The 17,276-nt window shown below is 66.7% G+C and carries 17 protein-coding genes; 5 read left to right on the top strand and 12 right to left on the bottom strand.

Annotated features, from left to right (window positions below; all coding sequences use genetic code 11):
- Positions 1–67 precede the first annotated feature (67 nt).
- The 8 genes from tuf to A5780_RS32415 all read right to left on the bottom strand — a co-directional run bounded on the left by tuf (position 68) and on the right by A5780_RS32415 (position 7,978).
- Positions 68–1,258, bottom strand: coding sequence for an elongation factor Tu (gene tuf / locus A5780_RS32450; RefSeq protein WP_063013626.1), 1,191 nt, complete (start codon positions 1,256–1,258; stop codon positions 68–70).
- Positions 1,259–1,373: 115 nt separating this feature from the next.
- Positions 1,374–3,476, bottom strand: a complete 2,103-nt coding sequence (fusA, locus tag A5780_RS32445; protein ID WP_064910961.1) for an elongation factor G — start codon at positions 3,474–3,476, stop codon at positions 1,374–1,376.
- Between the two features lie 205 nt (positions 3,477–3,681).
- Entirely contained in the window at positions 3,682–4,152 is a 471-nt protein-coding gene (gene rpsG / locus A5780_RS32440) for a 30S ribosomal protein S7 (protein ID WP_030517120.1), read from the bottom strand.
- Position 4,153: 1 nt separating this feature from the next.
- Positions 4,154–4,528: a 30S ribosomal protein S12 gene (gene rpsL / locus A5780_RS32435; protein ID WP_014353064.1), complete on the bottom strand. Its 375-nt coding sequence runs from the start codon at positions 4,526–4,528 to the stop codon at positions 4,154–4,156.
- 422 nt (positions 4,529–4,950) lie between these two features.
- Positions 4,951–5,523, bottom strand: coding sequence for a DUF3558 domain-containing protein (locus tag A5780_RS32430; RefSeq protein ID WP_231983173.1), 573 nt, complete (start codon positions 5,521–5,523; stop codon positions 4,951–4,953).
- Between the two features lie 11 nt (positions 5,524–5,534).
- Complete coding sequence (locus A5780_RS32425; RefSeq protein WP_063013630.1) at positions 5,535–6,065, bottom strand: DUF3558 domain-containing protein; 531 nt, start codon at positions 6,063–6,065, stop codon at positions 5,535–5,537.
- Between the two features lie 63 nt (positions 6,066–6,128).
- Positions 6,129–6,848 carry a response regulator transcription factor gene (locus A5780_RS32420; RefSeq protein WP_064910959.1) on the bottom strand — a complete coding sequence of 240 codons (720 nt, stop codon included), beginning with the start codon at positions 6,846–6,848 and terminating at the stop codon, positions 6,129–6,131.
- Positions 6,818–7,978: a sensor histidine kinase gene (locus A5780_RS32415; RefSeq protein WP_063013634.1), complete on the bottom strand. Its 1,161-nt coding sequence runs from the start codon at positions 7,976–7,978 to the stop codon at positions 6,818–6,820. The genes A5780_RS32420 and A5780_RS32415 overlap by 31 nt, the downstream gene beginning before the upstream one ends.
- A 206-nt stretch (positions 7,979–8,184) precedes the next feature.
- Between A5780_RS32415 and A5780_RS32410 the strand changes: the two genes are divergently transcribed.
- On the top strand, positions 8,185–8,862 hold the full coding sequence (locus A5780_RS32410; protein ID WP_063013636.1) for a VC0807 family protein: 678 nt from the start codon (positions 8,185–8,187) through the stop codon (positions 8,860–8,862).
- Positions 8,863–8,876: 14 nt separating this feature from the next.
- On the opposite strand, the gene hppD is transcribed toward A5780_RS32410, so the two are convergent.
- Entirely contained in the window at positions 8,877–10,070 is a 1,194-nt protein-coding gene (gene hppD / locus A5780_RS32405; RefSeq protein ID WP_064910957.1) for a 4-hydroxyphenylpyruvate dioxygenase, read from the bottom strand.
- A 165-nt stretch (positions 10,071–10,235) separates the two neighbouring features.
- On the opposite strand from hppD, the gene A5780_RS32400 reads away from it, so the two are divergent.
- Positions 10,236–10,757 (top strand): Lrp/AsnC family transcriptional regulator, encoded by a 522-nt coding sequence (locus A5780_RS32400; protein WP_030517113.1) that lies wholly within the window; start codon positions 10,236–10,238, stop codon positions 10,755–10,757.
- Between the two features lie 8 nt (positions 10,758–10,765).
- Here the strand turns inward: A5780_RS32400 and A5780_RS32395 are convergent, their stop codons facing one another.
- Both A5780_RS32395 and A5780_RS32390 read right to left on the bottom strand, forming a co-directional pair.
- Positions 10,766–11,884, bottom strand: a complete 1,119-nt coding sequence (locus A5780_RS32395; protein ID WP_082976860.1) for a winged helix DNA-binding domain-containing protein — start codon at positions 11,882–11,884, stop codon at positions 10,766–10,768.
- A gap of 58 nt (positions 11,885–11,942) precedes the next feature.
- A complete protein-coding gene (locus A5780_RS32390) occupies positions 11,943–12,917 on the bottom strand; it encodes an NADPH:quinone oxidoreductase family protein (protein ID WP_063013642.1) in 975 nt (324 codons plus the stop codon).
- Positions 12,918–13,040: 123 nt separating this feature from the next.
- Between A5780_RS32390 and A5780_RS32385 the strand changes: the two genes are divergently transcribed.
- From A5780_RS32385 to A5780_RS32375, 3 genes are all read left to right on the top strand, one after another.
- Positions 13,041–13,361, top strand: a complete 321-nt coding sequence (locus A5780_RS32385; protein ID WP_051756726.1) for a hypothetical protein — start codon at positions 13,041–13,043, stop codon at positions 13,359–13,361.
- Entirely contained in the window at positions 13,358–14,557 is a 1,200-nt protein-coding gene (locus tag A5780_RS32380; protein ID WP_064910953.1) for a transglycosylase SLT domain-containing protein, read from the top strand. The genes A5780_RS32385 and A5780_RS32380 overlap by 4 nt, the downstream gene beginning before the upstream one ends.
- Before the next feature lie 158 nt (positions 14,558–14,715).
- Complete coding sequence (locus tag A5780_RS32375; protein WP_181064150.1) at positions 14,716–15,489, top strand: acyl-[acyl-carrier-protein] thioesterase; 774 nt, start codon at positions 14,716–14,718, stop codon at positions 15,487–15,489.
- Between the two features lie 80 nt (positions 15,490–15,569).
- Here the strand turns inward: A5780_RS32375 and A5780_RS32370 are convergent, their stop codons facing one another.
- On the bottom strand, positions 15,570–17,237 hold the full coding sequence (locus A5780_RS32370) for an FAD-dependent oxidoreductase (protein WP_064910951.1): 1,668 nt from the start codon (positions 17,235–17,237) through the stop codon (positions 15,570–15,572).
- Positions 17,238–17,276: the final 39 nt, after the last annotated feature.

The raw sequence follows: 17,276 nt of genomic DNA, 5'->3' as shown, positions 1-17,276 counted from the left end.
AAGGGCCGCTCCCCGAGGGGAACGGCCCTTTTCATGCTGTCACATGTCGTGACGGCCGATCACAAAGTCACTTGATGACCTTGGTGACGCGGCCGGCGCCGACGGTGCGGCCACCCTCGCGGATCGCGAAGCGCAGGCCCTCTTCCATGGCGACCGGCTGGATCAGCTTGACGCTCATCTCGGTGTTGTCGCCCGGCATGACCATCTCGGTGCCCTCGGGGAGGGTCACGACGCCGGTCACGTCGGTGGTGCGGAAGTAGAACTGCGGGCGGTAGTTGTTGAAGAACGGGGTGTGGCGGCCGCCCTCGTCCTTCGACAGGATGTACGCCTGGCCCTCGAACTCGGTGTGCGGGGTGGTGGTGCCCGGCTTGATGACGACCTGACCACGCTCGACATCTTCGCGCTTGATACCACGCACCAGCAGACCGACGTTGTCACCGGCCTGGCCCTGGTCCAGCAGCTTGCGGAACATCTCGATGCCGGTGATGGTGGTCTTGGTGGTCTTCTCGCGGATACCCACGATCTCGACCTCTTCGTTGACGTTGATCACGCCACGCTCGACACGACCGGTGACCACGGTGCCACGACCGGTGATGGTGAAGACGTCCTCGATCGGCATCAGGAACGGCTTGTCGGTCTCACGGACCGGGTCCGGGATGGACTCGTCGACGGCGTTCATCAGCTCGACGATCGACTCGACCCACTTCTCGTCACCCTCGAGGGCCTTCAGGCCGGAGACGCGGACGACCGGAGCCTCCTCGTCGAACTCCTGGGCGGCCAGCAGCTCGCGGACCTCCATCTCGACGAGCTCGAGGATCTCCTCGTCGTCGACCATGTCCGACTTGTTCAGCGCGACCAGGATGTAGGGCACGCCGACCTGACGGGCGAGCAGCACGTGCTCACGGGTCTGCGGCATCGGGCCGTCGGTGGCGGCCACGACCAGGATGGCGCCGTCCATCTGGGCCGCACCGGTGATCATGTTCTTGATGTAGTCGGCGTGACCGGGGGCGTCGACGTGCGCGTAGTGACGCTTCTCGGTCTGGTACTCGACGTGGGAGATGTTGATCGTGATACCACGAGCCTTCTCCTCCGGAGCCTTGTCGATCTGGTCGAACGCGAAGCTCTGGTTCAGGTCCGGGTACTTGTCGGCCAGCACCTTGGTGATGGCGGCAGTCAACGTGGTCTTGCCGTGGTCGACGTGACCGATGGTGCCGATGTTGACGTGGGGCTTCGTCCGCTCGAACTTCGCCTTCGCCACTGTTGTCCTCCTGGACTAGTTAGTGCGTGCTTTTGTGCAGCAGTGCGGTTTGTATTTACAGGGGGTCGTACGCGACCGAACGGGGCGGATTCTCGCAAATCCGCCCCGACTGCGATTACTCGCCGGTCGCCTTGGCGATGATCTCCTTCGCCACGTTGGCCGGAACCTCCGCGTACGAATCGAACACCATGGAGTAGTTCGCCCGGCCCTGGGTCTTCGACCGCAGGTCACCGATGTAACCGAACATCTCCGAGAGCGGAACCAGCGCCTTGACGACACGGGCACCACTGCGTTCCTCCATGGCCTGGATCTGGCCACGGCGGGAGTTCAGGTCGCCGATCACATCGCCCATGTAATCCTCGGGCGTGATGACCTCGACAGCCATGAGCGGCTCGAGGATCACCGGACCGGCCTTGCGGGCCGCTTCCTTCAGAGCCATCGAACCCGCGATCTTGAACGCCATTTCCGAGGAGTCGACCTCGTGGTAGGCGCCGTCGAGCAGGATGGCCTTCAGGTTGACCAGCGGGTAACCGGCGAGGACACCGTACTGCATGGAGTCCTGGATGCCGGCGTCCACCGACGGGATGTACTCGCGCGGAACGCGGCCACCGGTGACCTTGTTCTCGAACTCGTAGGTCGCGCCGTCCTCGCCGGTGAAGGGCTCCAGGCCGATGATGACGCGGGCGAACTGACCCGAACCACCGGTCTGCTTCTTGTGGGTGTACTCGAGCTTCTCTACCTTCTTGGTGATGGTCTCGCGGTAGGCCACCTGCGGCTTACCGACATTCGCCTCGACCTTGAATTCGCGCTTCATCCGGTCGACCAGGATGTCGAGGTGCAGCTCGCCCATACCGCCGATGACGGTCTGGCCGGTCTCCTGATCCAGCTTCACCGAGAAGGTCGGATCCTCTTCGGCGAGCTTCTGGATCGCGGTGCCCAGCTTCTCCTGGTCGGACTTGGTCTTGGGCTCGATCGAGACCTCGATGACCGGGTCCGGGAAGGTCATGGACTCCAGCACGATCTGGTTCTGCGGATCGCACAGGGTGTCACCCGTGGTGGTGTCCTTCAGGCCGATGACCGCGTAGATGTGGCCGGCGGACGCCGAGGGAACCGGGTTCTCCTTGTTGGAGTGCATCTGGAACAGCTTGCCCAGACGCTCCTTCTTGCCCTTGGTCGAGTTGATGACCTGGGCGCCGGAGTCGACCTTGCCCGAGTACACGCGGACGTAGGTCAGCTTGCCGAAGAACGGGTGCACCGCGATCTTGAACGCCAGCGCCGCGAACGGCTCGTCAGCGCTCGGCCGACGGGTGATGACCTCGTCCTCCTTGCCGGGGACGTGGCCTTCCACGTTCTCGACGTCCAGCGGCGAGGGCAGGTAGTCCACGACGGCGTCGAGCATGGGCTGCACGCCCTTGTTCTTGAACGCCGAACCACACAGCACCGGGTAGAGCTCCGAGGCGACGGTCAGCTTACGGATGGCGCCCTTGATCTCGTCGATCGTGAGCTCCTCGCCGCCGAAGAACTTCTCCAGCAGCGCCTCGTCCGACTCGGCGACGGTCTCGAGCAGCTCCTGGCGGTACTGCTCGGCCTTCTCCTTCAGATCGGCCGGGATCTCGGTGACCTCGTACTTCTCACCGAGCTTGGTCTCGCCGGTCCACACCTTGGCGTTCATCTCGACCAGGTCGACGATGCCCTCGAAGGAGTCCTCCGCGCCGATCGGCAGCTGGATGACCAGTGGCTTCGCGCCCAGGCGGTCCTTGATGGTCTGGACGGTGAAGTAGAAGTCCGCGCCCAGCTTGTCCATCTTGTTGACGAAGCAGATTCGCGGCACGTCGTACTTGTCGGCCTGACGCCACACCTGCTCCGACTGCGGCTCGACGCCCTCTTTACCGTCGAACACCGCGACGGCGCCGTCGAGCACACGCAGCGAACGCTCCACCTCGACGGTGAAGTCGACGTGGCCGGGGGTGTCGATGATGTTGATCTGGTTCTGGTTCCAGAAACACGTCACCGCCGCCGAGGTGATGGTGATGCCGCGTTCCTGCTCCTGCTCCATCCAGTCGGTGGTCGACGCACCGTCGTGGGTCTCACCGATCTTGTAGTTCACACCGGTGTAGAACAGGATTCGTTCGGTAGTGGTCGTCTTGCCGGCATCGATGTGAGCCATGATGCCGATGTTGCGGACCTTGTTGAGGTCGGTGAGCACGTCCTGTGCCACGGAAATCTTCCCCGCTCTGCTCTGTTAGCGATCAGCTAGTTGGGATTTTCGGGAACGGCCCGGGCGGTTCCGCTTCGATGCGGGCCCCTGGCCATCACTATGTCAACGTCGGGTGCGGCTGATTGGTGCCCTGCTGAGCACGTGCCGCACCCGACTGTGACTCGCCTCCCGGCGCCGTTCCTTCACCGGCGGACCGGGTGACCAATCACCAGCGGTAGTGCGCGAACGCCCGGTTGGACTCGGCCATCTTGTGGGTGTCCTCGCGACGCTTCACCGAAGCGCCCAGACCGTTGCTCGCATCCAGCAGCTCGTTGGCCAGACGCTCGATCATGGTCTTCTCACGACGCGCGCGCGAGTAGTTGACCAGCCAGCGCAGCGCCAGGGTGTTGGCGCGACCCGGACGAACCTCGACCGGGACCTGGTAGGTGGCGCCACCGACACGACGCGGCTTCACCTCGAGGGCGGGCTTCACGTTGTCGAGCGCACGCTTGAGGGTCACGACCGGATCGGTGCCGGTCTTCTCGCGCGCCTGCTCGAGGGCACCGTAGACGATGCGCTCGGCGGTCGACTTCTTGCCGTCCAGCAGGATCTTGTTGACCAGCTGAGTGACCAGCGGCGATCCGTAGACCGGATCGTTGATCAGCGGACGCTTGGGTGCGGGGCCCTTGCGTGGCATATCAGCTCTTCTCCTTCTTGGCGCCGTAGCGGCTGCGGGCCTGCTTGCGGTTCTTCACACCCTGGGTGTCGAGCGAGCCGCGGATGATCTTGTAGCGCACACCGGGGAGGTCCTTCACACGACCACCGCGAACGAGCACCATCGAGTGCTCCTGCAGGTTGTGGCCCTCGCCCGGGATGTAAGCCGTGACCTCGACCGCGCTGGTCAGGCGAACACGCGCGACCTTACGCAGCGCGGAGTTCGGCTTCTTCGGGGTCGTGGTGTACACGCGGGTGCACACGCCACGACGCTGCGGGCTCCCCTTCAGGGCCGCAGTCTTGGTCTTGGCGACCTTGTCGCGACGACCCTTGCGGACCAGCTGGTTGATGGTTGGCATATACCGGCTTTCCTTATTCAGTAACCAGGTGTCTGGAACTCTTCGATGTCTGTTTGTCGGCGGTGCTGCCCGATTCCCCGGAGTTCACACCGACGTCATAGAGCTGTCACCACTTGCCCGGATCGCGTTTCCACGCGTCCCGAGGTCGGGCGTGTCGCGCGCAGTACATGCCTACTTTTCCGGGCACGCTGAAACGGTCGGCCGCTCTCGCTGGCTTACGTTCTACGCACAAACCTGCCCGCACGCTTCCGGGCACAGCGATCCACGATACCCGTCGGCGCGGCGGGGGGCAAAAGTGGGGTCCGGCAAGCACGCTTCACCACTCACGATGCACAACAACTATCTCTCGAGCGCTCCCCCGCCCCACACGCGGGCACCCGAGGCAATACATCTACCCTGCCGGAGCGAAGCGGAGGCCGAAATTACCGCGCCAGGTTCAAGGTCAACTCCGCCAGCTTCTTCGCCCCGGCACACGGATCCGGATGACCACCCGGCCGGTAGTTCACCCACCAGCCGATGATCCCGGTGTCCGCGGCCGGCGCCATCACACCGCACGAATCCGGATCGCCCGGCCGCTGCACCTGCAGCGAGCGCCGGCCCTGCACGTTCACATCGGTGGTGGTGTAGCCGAGCCGATCGTTGTTGGCCTTCTCGTTCGGCAGCGAACCCATCTCGTACCAGTTCAGCGTGGCCATACCGTCGCCGCCGGGCGTACCCGACAGATCCCACATGCACACCGCGCCGTTGAACGAACCCTGCGCGTCCTGAGCACCGGTCGCCTTGGCGATGTCCTCCTGTTTGACGACCTCGCATTCGCGCAGCAACTTGTCGAAGTTCATGTTCACGCCGCCGCCGCTACCCGCCGGCAATGCGGTTCCCGAGACCGTGCGACCACAGCCGCCTACCGTCAGCCCGACCGCGAGTGCGAGGACCGCGATCCCGCCCGCCCGCACGCCGCGCCGGGCGCGGCCCTGATCACGCATGGCGTCGCTCATTTCAGCCGCCCTCACTTCAGCCGCTGCACGGTCAGTTCGGCCAGTTTGCGGTTCTTGTCGCACGGTGTCGTCGACACCTGCCCGAATGCGCCGGCCGAGGTCGACCATTCGAAGAAGTCGTCGCCCAGCTGCACCGCGAAGTCACAGATGGTGCCGTCCGGGCTCGCATCCTGGAAACCCTGATGCCCGCCGACCTCGATCGACTCCGGATTGCGGCCCTGCGCGGTGACCCACGCCTTCTCCCGCCCGATCGGACTGCCCCGATACGACGCGAACGTCACGCTGGGACCGCCGATTCCGCCGGCCTGCCAATTGCAGCCGACCGAATTCTTGAACACCTGCGAGATCTGACCGAGCCCACCGAGATTCCGGACCTCGTCATCGGTGACATGCCCGCACTCCCCCACGAACGGGCCCAGCGCCGCCACCTTCGCGGGCGGACGAACCGACGGGGAATCACTGTCGGACTTGTCGCCCGAACCGCAGCCCGCCAGCAGTGCCGCGAGAGCCGTCCCGGTGACAATCGCCGCCGTCAATCGCATGATGGGCACTCTACTGGTTTCGGCGTCCTGGGCCCGGGTGTCGCGTAGCACAGGGCCACCACCTCAGTCAGCGGTCGGGTCGGCCAGGCCGTGGCGGTAGCCGTAGCGGACGGCGTCGGCGCGGTTGCGGGCGCCGATCTTGGCGAAGGCGTTGTTGATGTGAGTTTTCACCGTCGCCGGCGAGACGAACAGGTGGGCGGCTATTTCGGCATTGCTCAGTCCGCGCGTGATCAGCGCGACCACCTCCGCCTCGCGAGCGGTGAGGCCGTCGGGATTCGGCGTACCGGCGGCAGGGGCACTCGGCGCCGGCCGGTCCCGTGCTCCGATCAGGGCGTCCACCAGCCGCTGGGACACCGTGGCGTCGAAGGTGGACTGCCCGGCCGCCGCGGCACGGATGGCGGCGACGATCTCCGCCCGGCGGGCGTCCTTGGTGAGGTAGCCGCGCGCGCCCGCGCGCAGCGCGCTCACGATCGAGGCGTCGTCGGCGTAGGTGGTCAGTACCAGTACCGCGGTGCCGGGATGGTCGGCCGCGATCCGGCGGGTCGCCTCGACGCCGTCGAGTACGGGCATCCGCAGATCCATGAGCACCACATCCGGGCCGGTCTCGGCCACCGCCCGCAGCGCCTGTTCACCGTCACCGGCGGCGCCGACCACACGCACCTCGTCGACCAGGCCCAGCAGTGCGACCAGACCCTCACGCATCACCTGCTGGTCGTCGACCACCAGCACCCGGAGCGGTTCCTGTCCCTCACTCAAATCGGAACCTCCGCTGTCACAACCCATTCGCCGTCGGCCGCACCGGACGACAGCGTGCCCCCGGCCAATGCGATCCGCTCACGCATCCCCGTCAGACCGTACCCGCCGCCGGGCAGCGGCTCGCGATTCTTCTGCTCCGCGAACGCGTTTCGCACCGACAGTCGCACCTCGCCGGCCGCGAACTCGAGCGCGACATGCACCGGCCGGCCCGGTGCGTGCTTGGCGGCATTCGTCAGCGCCTCGCGCAGGGTGCGCAGCAGCGATACCGCGGCACCGGAATCCATCGGCCGGGCGGGGCCGTCGCAGCGCAGTTCCACCGTCATCCGGTGATCGCGCCGATAACTCTCGACCAGTTCACGCACGGCATCGGGCAGCGGTGGCACGTCGCCGCGCAGCGCGGCCACCGCACCGCGCGCCTCGATCAATCCGTCGCGGGCCAGCCGGTGCGAGCGCCGCACATGCGCCAATGCGCCCGGTATATCGCCCCTTTCGTCGAGCAGCAGCTCCGCGACCTCCAACTGCATACTCAGCGCTCCCAGCGAATGTGCCAGTACATCGTGCAATTCCCGCGCGATCCGGGCACGTTCGTCCAGCGCGGCCGCCCGAGCCTGTTCGTCCTGTGCGCGCCGCGTCTGTTCGAGCAGCAGCTGGGTCTGGCGTACGCGCAGTCGATGCTGTCGGCGATACAAACCGAGCAGCAGCAGTATGACGAGCACGCCGACGTAGGTCAGCAGGTCACCGAGGCTCTTCCCGGCCGCCGCACAGCCGACAATCAGAACCGCGACCTGTGCCGCGAAGCCGAGCAGGATGATTCGCGTAGCGGACCGGAACTGCTGGGCGAGCACACTGGCCGCCGCGCACAGCATGATGAACGCGGAGATGTCCGGGGCCGCTCCGACGACCGCCGCACTCGACAAGGCGCACCAGGTCAACGCCAGGGTGGCCACCCGGGGATACCGGGATTCGACCACCGCGAACACGAGCCACCCGGCATAGGCGGCCGCCAGCACCGCCCACAGCCACGCCGCCGGCGCTCCCCGGTGGTTGAACACCAGATTGGCCGCGAGCAGCGTCGCGCCGATCGAACGCATCAACGGGCTGGCGTCGGGATCGTTGCCGATCAGCCTTCGCCCGAACTCCCGCAGCCCCTCTCGCATAACCCTCCTGGTGGCATGTCGTGCCGGTACCACGACGGTAGGCGCGGTCGAATCGTTGCCGGAACGACCGTCGGGCCGAGATTCGGCCGCGCAGGCTCCACCCGTGGGTGGAGATCCCGTGGTCCATCTCCCGGCCGAGGCGCACACATGCGCGAAATCCCTAGCGTGTCAACGACATAGCGCCAGTACTCACAGGGGAGATTCCGATGACCGACACCGCCACATTCACCGCCGCCGACACCGGGAGCGAACCACGCCGGCTGTGGCGGGTGCTCGGATTCGCGGCCGATATCGGCCTGTCGCCCGCGACCTACTATCTGCTGCTCGCGGCCGGGTTCACCAGCTATCGAGCGCTGGTGGGTTCGACGATCGTCGCGGGCGGGTGGGCGCTCGGTGTCGCGGCGGCGCGCCGCAAGGCCGACGGCATCGCCGTGTTCGTCTTCCTGCTCAACGCACTGGGCCTCGTCCTGGCCGTACTCGGCGGTGACGAGCGAATGATGCTGGCCAAGGACCCGATCACCTCCGCTGTGATCAGTGTGCTGCTGGCGGGCAGCTGCCTGCTGGGCCGACCGGCGATGTTCGCGATCTCGCAGCGCATGCACGCGCTCGGGCCGGATTCCGCCGTGCACTGGGAGACGTTGTGGCACAACGACTCCGTCGTGCGCCGCGCGTTCACGATCGCCACGGCGGTGTGGAGCGCCGGACTCGCGGTCGATGCGGTGGTGCGCCTCCTGGTGATCTATTGCCTGCCGGTGCCGGCGGCGGTCGCGCTGATGAACCCGGTGCAGTGGACGATCATCGCCGCGCTGGCCGTCTACACCGTGCGGTCACGACGGCGCCTCGACATCAAGGCGCGCCTGCGCGCACTGCCCGGCGCCGGGTGAGGACGCGCGCCCGGTCACAGATTCCCGCGCGCGTGCTGTTCCCGCTCGATCGCCTGGAACAGGGCCTTGAAGTTGCCCTTTCCGAAGCCCAGCGAGCCGTGCCGCTCGATCAATTCGAAGAACACGGTGGGGCGGTCGGTGAGGGGCTTGCAGAAGATCTGGAGCAGGTATCCGTCCTCGTCGCGGTCGACCAGGATGCCGCGCGATCGCAGTTGTCGTACGGGGACGCGGACGTGGCCGATGCGGGCGCGCAGATCGGGATCGTCGTAATAGGCGTCCGGGGTGTCGAGGAATTCGATGCCCTCCCGGCGCAGGGCGTCGACGGTGCTCGAGATGTCGCCGGTGGCCAGCGCGATGTGCTGGACGCCCGGGCCGCCGTAGAACTCCAGATATTCGTCGATCTGTGAGCGTTTGCGCCCGGCGGCCGGTTCGTTCAACGGGAATTTCACCCGGTGGTTGCCGTTGGCCACGACCTTGCTCATCAAGGCCGAGTATTCGGTGGCGATATCGTCGCCGACGAATTCGGCCATATCGGTGAAGCCCATGACGCGCCGATAGAACTCCACCCATTCGTCCATCCGCCCGAGCTCCACATTGCCCACGACGTGATCCACGGCCAGGAACAGCCGATGCGGCGCCCGCGGCTGATAATTCGAACGGCGCGCGATATATCCCGGCAGATACGGACCGTGATAGCGCGACCGGTCGACGAGGGTGTGGCGGGTTTCGCCGTAGGTGGCCAGAGCAGCGATACGGACCGTGCCGAATTCGTCGGACTCGTCGTGCGGCTCGACCAGGATCCGCGCGCCCTGCCGCCGGGCGTGCGCGATGCAGCGGTCCACATCGGGCACCTCGAGCGCGATATCGACGATGCCGTCACCGTGCCGGTCGTGGTGGGCGACCAGCGGACTGGCCGGATCCACCGCCCCGCACACCACGAATCGCGCACTGCCGCTGCGCAAGACGTAGGACTTGTGATCGCGGTTGCCGGTCTCCGGTCCGGAATAGGCCTCCAGCGCCATCCCGAAGGCCTGCAGGTAGTGCGTGAACTGGGTCGCGTTGCCGACCACCCACACCAGCGCGTCCCAGCCGAGGACGGGAAACGGATCCGCACCGGGATCGTGGTCGACCAGACCGACGAGCCGGCGCAGCTCCGCATCGCTCGCCACCGCGGGCCGGGTGTCGCGGGAGATGTCCTCGATCGTCATGCATCCAGATAATCTCCGAGCCGTGGTGCTGGGCAATATCGAGGATTTCGAGTAGACACCCTGGCGTAATTGGTCACCATATGCCGCCGAGTGCTGGACAATTTGAATAGCTGCACCCGGTCCTCGTCCGGTGGCGCGGCGCCGGACCGAATACAGGAGACGACGATGACGCGCACCCCCGCCAAACTGGACGAACTGGATCTGGCGATCCTCACCGCCATGCACGAGTACCAGAAGGCGGGCGTACTCGAGCTGTCGCGACGCACCCGGGTGGCGCGGGCGACCGTCCAGTCGCGCATCGCGCGCATGGAGGAGGCCGGGGTCATCGCCTCCTACGATCCGCGGGTCGACGTCACCGCCGCCGGATTCGATGTGCAGGCCTTCGTGAGTCTGGAGATCGCGCAGGGCGCACTGGACGCGGTGACCACCGATCTGGACGCCATCCCCGGCGTGCTCGAGGCCTACGCGACCACCGGTTCCAGCGATGTCCTGTGCCGCATCGGCGCCGATTCGCATTCGGGCCTGCAGGCGGTGCTGCTGAGTATCGACCGCAGCGCCGCGGTGGTGCGCTCGCACAGCGTGATCGTGCTGTCCACGGTGGTCGCACATCGGACGCTGCCGCTGCTGCGCACGCTCACTCCGGCGGGGACGAGCAAGGCTCCGGCATACCGGAATTCGACGCCCTGAGCGCGCGCCTACTTCCCGGTTCTGAGATTCGCTCCGGGTGCGAGGATTTCGACCTCCGGCCGCAGGTTCGGTTCCAGAAAGCCCAGCAGATTCCGGGCCTCCGCTTCGACCTCGGACGCTTCCCGCGCCGACCATTCCCGGCTCGGTGCGATGCGCAACCGCGCCGCCGACTTGTCGGCGAATATTTTGTAGATGCCGGCCAGAAACCCGTCGATGAGCACCGGACACACCTGGGCGGCCATATGTTGCAGGGGCAGTGGGGCATTCCCGGGAATGATCCGGCTGCGATCCCGATGCGACAGCAGCACATTGTCGTACCACCCCAGCAGCCGGACGGGTGCGGGCAGATCGGGATCGGCGAGTTCGGCGTCGGCGGCGTCGTAGAGAACGCGGCCGCGCTCGTCGGTGTAGGTGCGCACGCGCTCGCCCAGCCCGGCCAGTATTTCCCCGATTCCGAGCAGCCGCGACCAGGTCTGCACATCCATCGTGGTCGCGGGACCGAAGGCACGCAGATAGCGAAGGACCAACTCCTGCACCGGATATGCGTCATCGAGCGGCACGTCCAGCCACGGTTCGATGCGCGACCACACCGGCCGGCTGTTGTTCCGCCACAGGCCGCGCGGCGGGGTCTGCAGCACCGGGAGCTGGTAGAGCCAGGTCTGGGTCACGGCCGTGGGGTCGCGGTCGGGATAATTCTCGACGGCACGGGCCCGCAGATCCGCCGACGACATCGGCTCCGCTCCCAGCACCTTCTCGCCCCGGGCGCGAACCTCCTCCGGATCCAGCCCGACCATCGCGCCGTAGAAGAAGCCCTTGCGAAACGGGATCTTCTCCAGCTCCGGCTGGATGTGCGGCGCGATGCGCACCGCATCGGCCGCCGTCACCAGGTGAATCGTGGCGCGCATCAGGGTGATTCGCACCAGCGAACGGTTCTCGAGGCCGACCGAGACCGTCGCCGGATCGAAATCGCCGATCCGGCTCCACAATCCGACGTAGGGCGGCGTCACATCCTGGGCCTGCAGCCCGACCAGATGTTCACACAGCTGCGAGACCGGCACCGGGGACCGCTCGAGCAGGTGCTGCCGGGCCAGCAGGGTGCGATTCAGAATCCGGTCGGACAGTTCCATGATGCGCACACCCTACGGCCCGGCACCGACATCCGGCGGGTGCCGAACGAAGGCCCGCTCAGCGGACGGTGACGACGACTTTGCCCTTCGCCGAACGGTTGTCGAGCGCGGCCACCGCGGCCGCCGTCTCCGTCAGCGGATACAGCACGGGCTGCGGGGCCGCGATCTTGCCCGATTCCAGCAGCGGCGCCACCTCGTCCCACTGCTCCTGCAGATACCCCGGATGGGTCATCACCCATTCGCCCCAGGCGGCGCCGACCACCTCGACGTTCTTGAGCAGCAGGCGATTCACCTTCACGGTGGGGATCTCGCCCGCGGTGAAGCCGACCACGAGCAACCGGCCGGCCGGGGCCAGCGAGCGAATGCTGTCGGTGAACCGGTCGCCGCCGACCGGGTCCAGCACGATGTCGACGCCGCGTCCGCCGGTCAATTCCTTCACCGCAGCCAGCCAGCCGTCGGTCAGCACCACATCGGATGCGCCGTTGGCCCGCGCGACCTCGGCCTTCTCCTCGGTACTCACCACGGCGATCACCCGGCTCGCGCCCAGCGCCTCGGCCATGCGCAGCGTGGAGGTGCCGATGCCACCGGCCGCACCGTGTACGAGCACGGTCTCGCCCTCGGCCAGCCGGCCCCGGTTGCGCAGGCAGAAGTGCACGGTCAGATCGTTGAACAGAATTCCCGCACCCGCTTCGAGGGAAATGTTGTCCGGCAGCCGGAACACCATTTCCTTCGCGGTCACCGCGGTTTCGGCGACCGCGTTCCCCAGCATGGTCAGCGCCACCACCCGGTCGCCCGCCTTCACGCGCGCGTCCTCGGGGGCCGAGCGCACGATTCCGGCCACCTCGCCGCCGACCACGAACGGCAGTTCGGGTTTCATCTGGTAGAGCCCCCGGGTCATCAGCACATCCGGGAACGCCACCCCCGCGGCATGGACGTCGATTACCACGCCACCGGGGAATTCCGCCGGTTCGGGGATGTCCACGACCTCGATGGATTCGGGCCCCTCGAGCTTGCTCACCTGGGCTGCGCGCATGAAACGACCTCTCTGTCCGCGGCTGCTTTCCAACAAGTTAACCGGTCTTCGCGCACCCCTGTCCACAGGTCCCCGATTTGCTACGCTTGGGCCCGCTGAACTGAGCGAAGAGGGGGATTTCTCATGGCCGGTCCCAACGATCCACCCGCGAACGCGATGAAGATCGATCCCGCGGCCCTGCAAAGTTTCGCGAAGACCCTGCGCGACGAGTCCGATGCCATCGGCAAACTCGACTCCGGACTGGCCGACGCGGCCGGCGCGCTCCCGGGCACCGGCTGGGACGCGGCCTGCACCGGCGCCAAGGATTCGGTCGAGAACGCGTTGAAGCGAATCGGTTCGCGCGTAACGCATATCGCCGACACCGTCGAACAGGCCGGCAAGGTCATCATCGATACCGACCAGCAGTTGCGCGACGATCTGAACAAGATCGGCATTCGCGCATGAGCGGCGCGGCATTGACCATCGGCGATGTCGAAAAATGGGACCCCGACAAGCTGAACACCGCCGCGACCGCCGTCGGCAAGCTCTCCGGTGACCTCGATCAGGCCGTCATCACCGCCGTGAACAGCACGCAGAAGCTGGGTCAGGACCAGAAATGGGGCGGCGGCGCCGCGCAGGCCGCGGACGGCCGGATGCAGGTGGAGAAGGGCCGCGCCTCGACCGTGAGCCAGGCGATCCTGGGCTTGCAGACGGCGCTGAACCAACAGGTGGAGAACCTGAAGAACGCCAAGATCGCCGTGCTCCAAATGCGCGACCAGGCGACCTTCGTGCCCGCCCCCAGCCTCATGCCCGCATTCGAAGTCAATCCCGACGGCACGGTGAACCCGCAGAAGCGGCTCGACTGGCTCGACCAGCACCGCGACAAACTCAACGACATCGAGTACACGGCGAAGACCACCGAGATCAAGACCGACGCCGCCACGCACGAGTGGGCGATCGTCAACGCGCTGAAAAATGCGCAGACAGTGGCGGATTCGGCGATTACCGCCCTCAACGGCGCCAAGGCTCCGGTGGATGCCGCGTTCGCGGGGCTCGGCGACCCGGTCACCGGCGCGGGCGCCGCACCTCCGGCGCCACCCGCTCCCACCGCACCCGCCGCGGCGGCGCCGCCCGCCGCCCCGGCCGCCACACCGGTCGTGAGCCATTCGGGCACCCCGGCGTCCTCCAGCCTGATGGGCAACTCCCACCACGGCGGCGGCACCAGCTCCTACAGCGGCGGCAGCTACGGCGGCGGCAGCTACAACGGCCCGACCAGCGGTCCGCCGCCGACCGCCCATCCGTCCGGTGATGTGCAGCAGTGGATCGCCCAGGCCAAGCAGGTCCTGATCGAGATGGGCTATCCCCCGGAATCGATCGACGAGAACGCCATCGCGCTCATCATCGAGCACGAATCCGGCGGCGATCCCAACGCGATCAACAACTGGGACAGCAATGCGGCGGCCGGTCATCCGTCGAAGGGTCTGATGCAGTGCATCGACAGCACCTTCAACGCCCACGCGGCCCCGGGCCACACCGACATCTGGAATCCGGTCGACAACATCGTGGCCGCCACACGCTACTCGATCGATCGCTACGGGTCGCTCGACAATGTGCCGGGAGTTTCCGCGGTCTCCGGTGGTGGCGGCTACGTCGGCTACTGATCGGCGGCCGGAACGCCGGTGGCCGCGACACAACTGGACATTTGCTACGTGTGAGTAGAGCCATCTCGACGTAACAGTGTGACCTGCGCCCCGTAAAGTCATGTCACAAGAAGCACCGCATGAAGTACGCGGCACACCGTGCAGCGCGAGGAGCACCAGTGTCACTCGATCAGCCACTCGCCCCGCTTCCCCAGGAGGGCATGGGCTTCGCCTCGGCGTGGCCCATCCGGGCTGGCGATGTAGATCCCTACAGCCGGCTGCGGCTCGACGCCGTGGCTCGATATTTGCAAGACATCGCGTGGGAAGAGTTGCACAGCACGTTCTTCCACCGCACCGACCCGGCATGGATCGTGCGCCGCACCGTCATCGACGTGGTGCGTCCGATCGTCTGGCCGGATCGGGTGCAGTTGCGACGCTGGTGTTCGGCGATGTCGACCCGCTGGACGAATATGCGGGTGCGGATCACCAGCGACAGCGGCGGCCTGATCGAGACCGAGGGCTTCTGGATCAATATCAACGAGTCGACGAATATGCCGACCCGGATCAGCGACCAGGGATTGGCGCATCTGGCCCGCACCACCGACGAACATCGGCTGCGCTGGCGGCCGTGGCTGACCGATGCGGTGCCGCCGGAGTCGGATACCGATCTGACGTTCCCGGTGCGCGCGACCGATATCGACCAGTTCAACCACGTCAACAACGCCATGTACTGGCAGGCGGTCGAGCACTTCCTGGTGGACTATCCGAAGCTGGTGGCCGGGCCGCATCGCGCGGTGATCGAATATGTGGCGCCGGTGCTGGCCCGTCAGCACATCAGCGTGCGCAGCCGCTACGAGCCCGGTGACCGCAACGGCCAGCCGGTGCTGCGGCTGTGGTTCATGGTCGGTGGCACCATCACCACCACCGTGCGGATCGGCGCGTTACCGACCTGAGTGTGGATAGCGGAGAGTTCGCGAAGGAGCCCCGCCGAGGTCCGGACCCTCCCCGCGGGGAGGTCCGGACGCACCGGTGTTCAGCCGCGCGCGGCTTTGAGCAGATCTTCGATGGTGGTGAACTTGACCCGCGGGCGGCCGCCGGACTTGCCGGCGCTCTTCTCGGCCGCGTCGATGGCCTTCCAGCCCTCTCGGCCGACGGCGTCGGGCTGGCGCTGCGCGAGCAGGGCCTCGAGCGCGGCCCGATCACCTTGCGGGGCAGCCAGTTTGCCGGAGGTGAAATCCTCGAGCAGCTGTTCCACGGTTTCGGTGGCATCCACGCGGTTGGAACCGATCACGCCGCGCGGACCGCGCTTGATCCAGCCCGAGACGTAGACGCCGGTGACGTGAGCGCCGTCGGCGACGACGCGGCCGTGCTCGTTGGGCACGATCCCGGCGCGCTCGTCGAACGGCAGATCGGCGATGGGAACACCGCGATAGCCGATCGAGCGCAACACCATCGACGCCGGCAGCGTCTCGGTGCGATCCGACGCCCGCGCCACGACGCGGCCGTCCTCGCTGACGAGTTCGTTGTGCACGAACTCGAGCTCGGCGACGTGACCCTCGCCGCGGATCTCGGTCGGTGACGCCAGGTAGCGGAACACGATGCGCTTGTTGTCCGGGTTCGGGGCCTTGGCCGCGTACTCCTGCGCCAGTTCGTACTTCAGGCGCAGCGAGGGCTCGATATCGGGATCGTCGAGCAGCGCCTGGCTGGCGGGATCCAGCTCCAGCTCGGCGGGGTCGATGATCACATCGACGCCCTTCAGATGTCCCAGCGCCAGGAACTCCGCCGAGGTGTAGGCGGCCTGCAGCGGACCGCGCCGGCCCAGCACCACGACCTCACGGATATTGCTCGAGCGCAGCGCGTCCAGGGCGTGGTCGGCGATATCGGTCTTGGCCAGCTCGTCGGGCGACAGCGTCAGCACGCGTGCGACGTCGAGGGCGACGTTGCCGTTACCGACGATCACCACGCGTTCACCGGACAGGTCGAAGCTGCGCTCGGCGTAGTCGGGGTGGCCGTTGTACCAGGCCACGAATTCGGTCGCCGAATGGCTGCCGGGCAGATCCTCACCGGGCACGTCCAGGCGGCGGTCGGTGGAGGCGCCCACGGCGTAGATCACCGCGTGGTGATGGGCGGCCAGTTCCTCGTGCGAGATGTGTTTGCCCACCTCGACATTGAGCCGGTACTGCAGGGTGTCACGCCGGAACGCGCTCTCGAACATGGCAGACACCGACTTGGTCCCCGGATGATCCGGGGCCACACCGGCGCGCACCAGACCCCACGGGGTGGGCAGCCGGTCGAACATCTCGACCTCGACATCGGCGCGGCGCAGCAGCTCGTCGGCGGCGTAGCAGGCCGCCGGACCGGCGCCCACGATCGCCACCCGCAGCGTGCCCAGCTCCTTGGGCGGGCGTGCCGGGGTCACCAGTGGGTCGAAATTCGACTCCAGCGGGTGGCGCTGGAAGTAGGCGGCGTTGATATCGCGGAAACGAGCCAGCGACGCCGTCAGATCGTCCTCGGAGAAGATGGCCTCCACCGGGCAGGCATCCACACACGCACCACAGTCGATACAGGTGTCGGGGTCGATGTACAGCTGCTCGGTCGTCGCGAACTCGGGTTGCTCCGGAGTGGGACGAATGCAATCGACCGGGCACTCGGGAACGCAGCTGGCGTCGTTGCAACAACGCTGCGTGATCACGTAGGCCATATCTCGCAGATCCTCGAAACATCATGGGACGTCCCCACC

It is taken from the genome of Nocardia sp. 852002-20019_SCH5090214 (assembly GCF_001665865.1).
Classification (GTDB): domain Bacteria; phylum Actinomycetota; class Actinomycetes; order Mycobacteriales; family Mycobacteriaceae; genus Nocardia; species Nocardia nova.
The sequence above is the reverse complement of the archived record's forward strand: the minus strand, read 5'-3'. Positions and strand labels throughout refer to the sequence as shown.

Excerpts from the sequence above, each read along its gene's own strand:
- A5780_RS32425 (WP_063013630.1), bottom strand. The coding sequence starts at position 6,065 with ATGCGATTGACGGCGGCGATTGTCACCGGGACGGCTCTCGCGGCACTG.
- A5780_RS32385 (WP_051756726.1), top strand. The coding sequence starts at position 13,041 with ATGGCCGGTCCCAACGATCCACCCGCGAACGCGATGAAGATCGATCCC.
- A5780_RS32430 (WP_231983173.1), bottom strand. The coding sequence starts at position 5,523 with ATGAGCGACGCCATGCGTGATCAGGGCCGCGCCCGGCGCGGCGTGCGG.
- hppD (WP_064910957.1), bottom strand. The coding sequence starts at position 10,070 with ATGACGATCGAGGACATCTCCCGCGACACCCGGCCCGCGGTGGCGAGC.
- rpsL (WP_014353064.1), bottom strand. The coding sequence starts at position 4,528 with ATGCCAACCATCAACCAGCTGGTCCGCAAGGGTCGTCGCGACAAGGTC.
- A5780_RS32415 (WP_063013634.1), bottom strand. The coding sequence starts at position 7,978 with ATGCGAGAGGGGCTGCGGGAGTTCGGGCGAAGGCTGATCGGCAACGAT.
- rpsG (WP_030517120.1), bottom strand. The coding sequence starts at position 4,152 with ATGCCACGCAAGGGCCCCGCACCCAAGCGTCCGCTGATCAACGATCCG.
- A5780_RS32410 (WP_063013636.1), top strand. The coding sequence starts at position 8,185 with ATGACCGACACCGCCACATTCACCGCCGCCGACACCGGGAGCGAACCA.
- A5780_RS32380 (WP_064910953.1), top strand. The coding sequence starts at position 13,358 with ATGAGCGGCGCGGCATTGACCATCGGCGATGTCGAAAAATGGGACCCC.
- A5780_RS32395 (WP_082976860.1), bottom strand. The coding sequence starts at position 11,884 with ATGGAACTGTCCGACCGGATTCTGAATCGCACCCTGCTGGCCCGGCAG.
- A5780_RS32420 (WP_064910959.1), bottom strand. The coding sequence starts at position 6,848 with ATGGGTTGTGACAGCGGAGGTTCCGATTTGAGTGAGGGACAGGAACCG.
- A5780_RS32370 (WP_064910951.1), bottom strand. The coding sequence starts at position 17,237 with ATGGCCTACGTGATCACGCAGCGTTGTTGCAACGACGCCAGCTGCGTT.
- A5780_RS32390 (WP_063013642.1), bottom strand. The coding sequence starts at position 12,917 with ATGCGCGCAGCCCAGGTGAGCAAGCTCGAGGGGCCCGAATCCATCGAG.
- A5780_RS32400 (WP_030517113.1), top strand. The coding sequence starts at position 10,236 with ATGACGCGCACCCCCGCCAAACTGGACGAACTGGATCTGGCGATCCTC.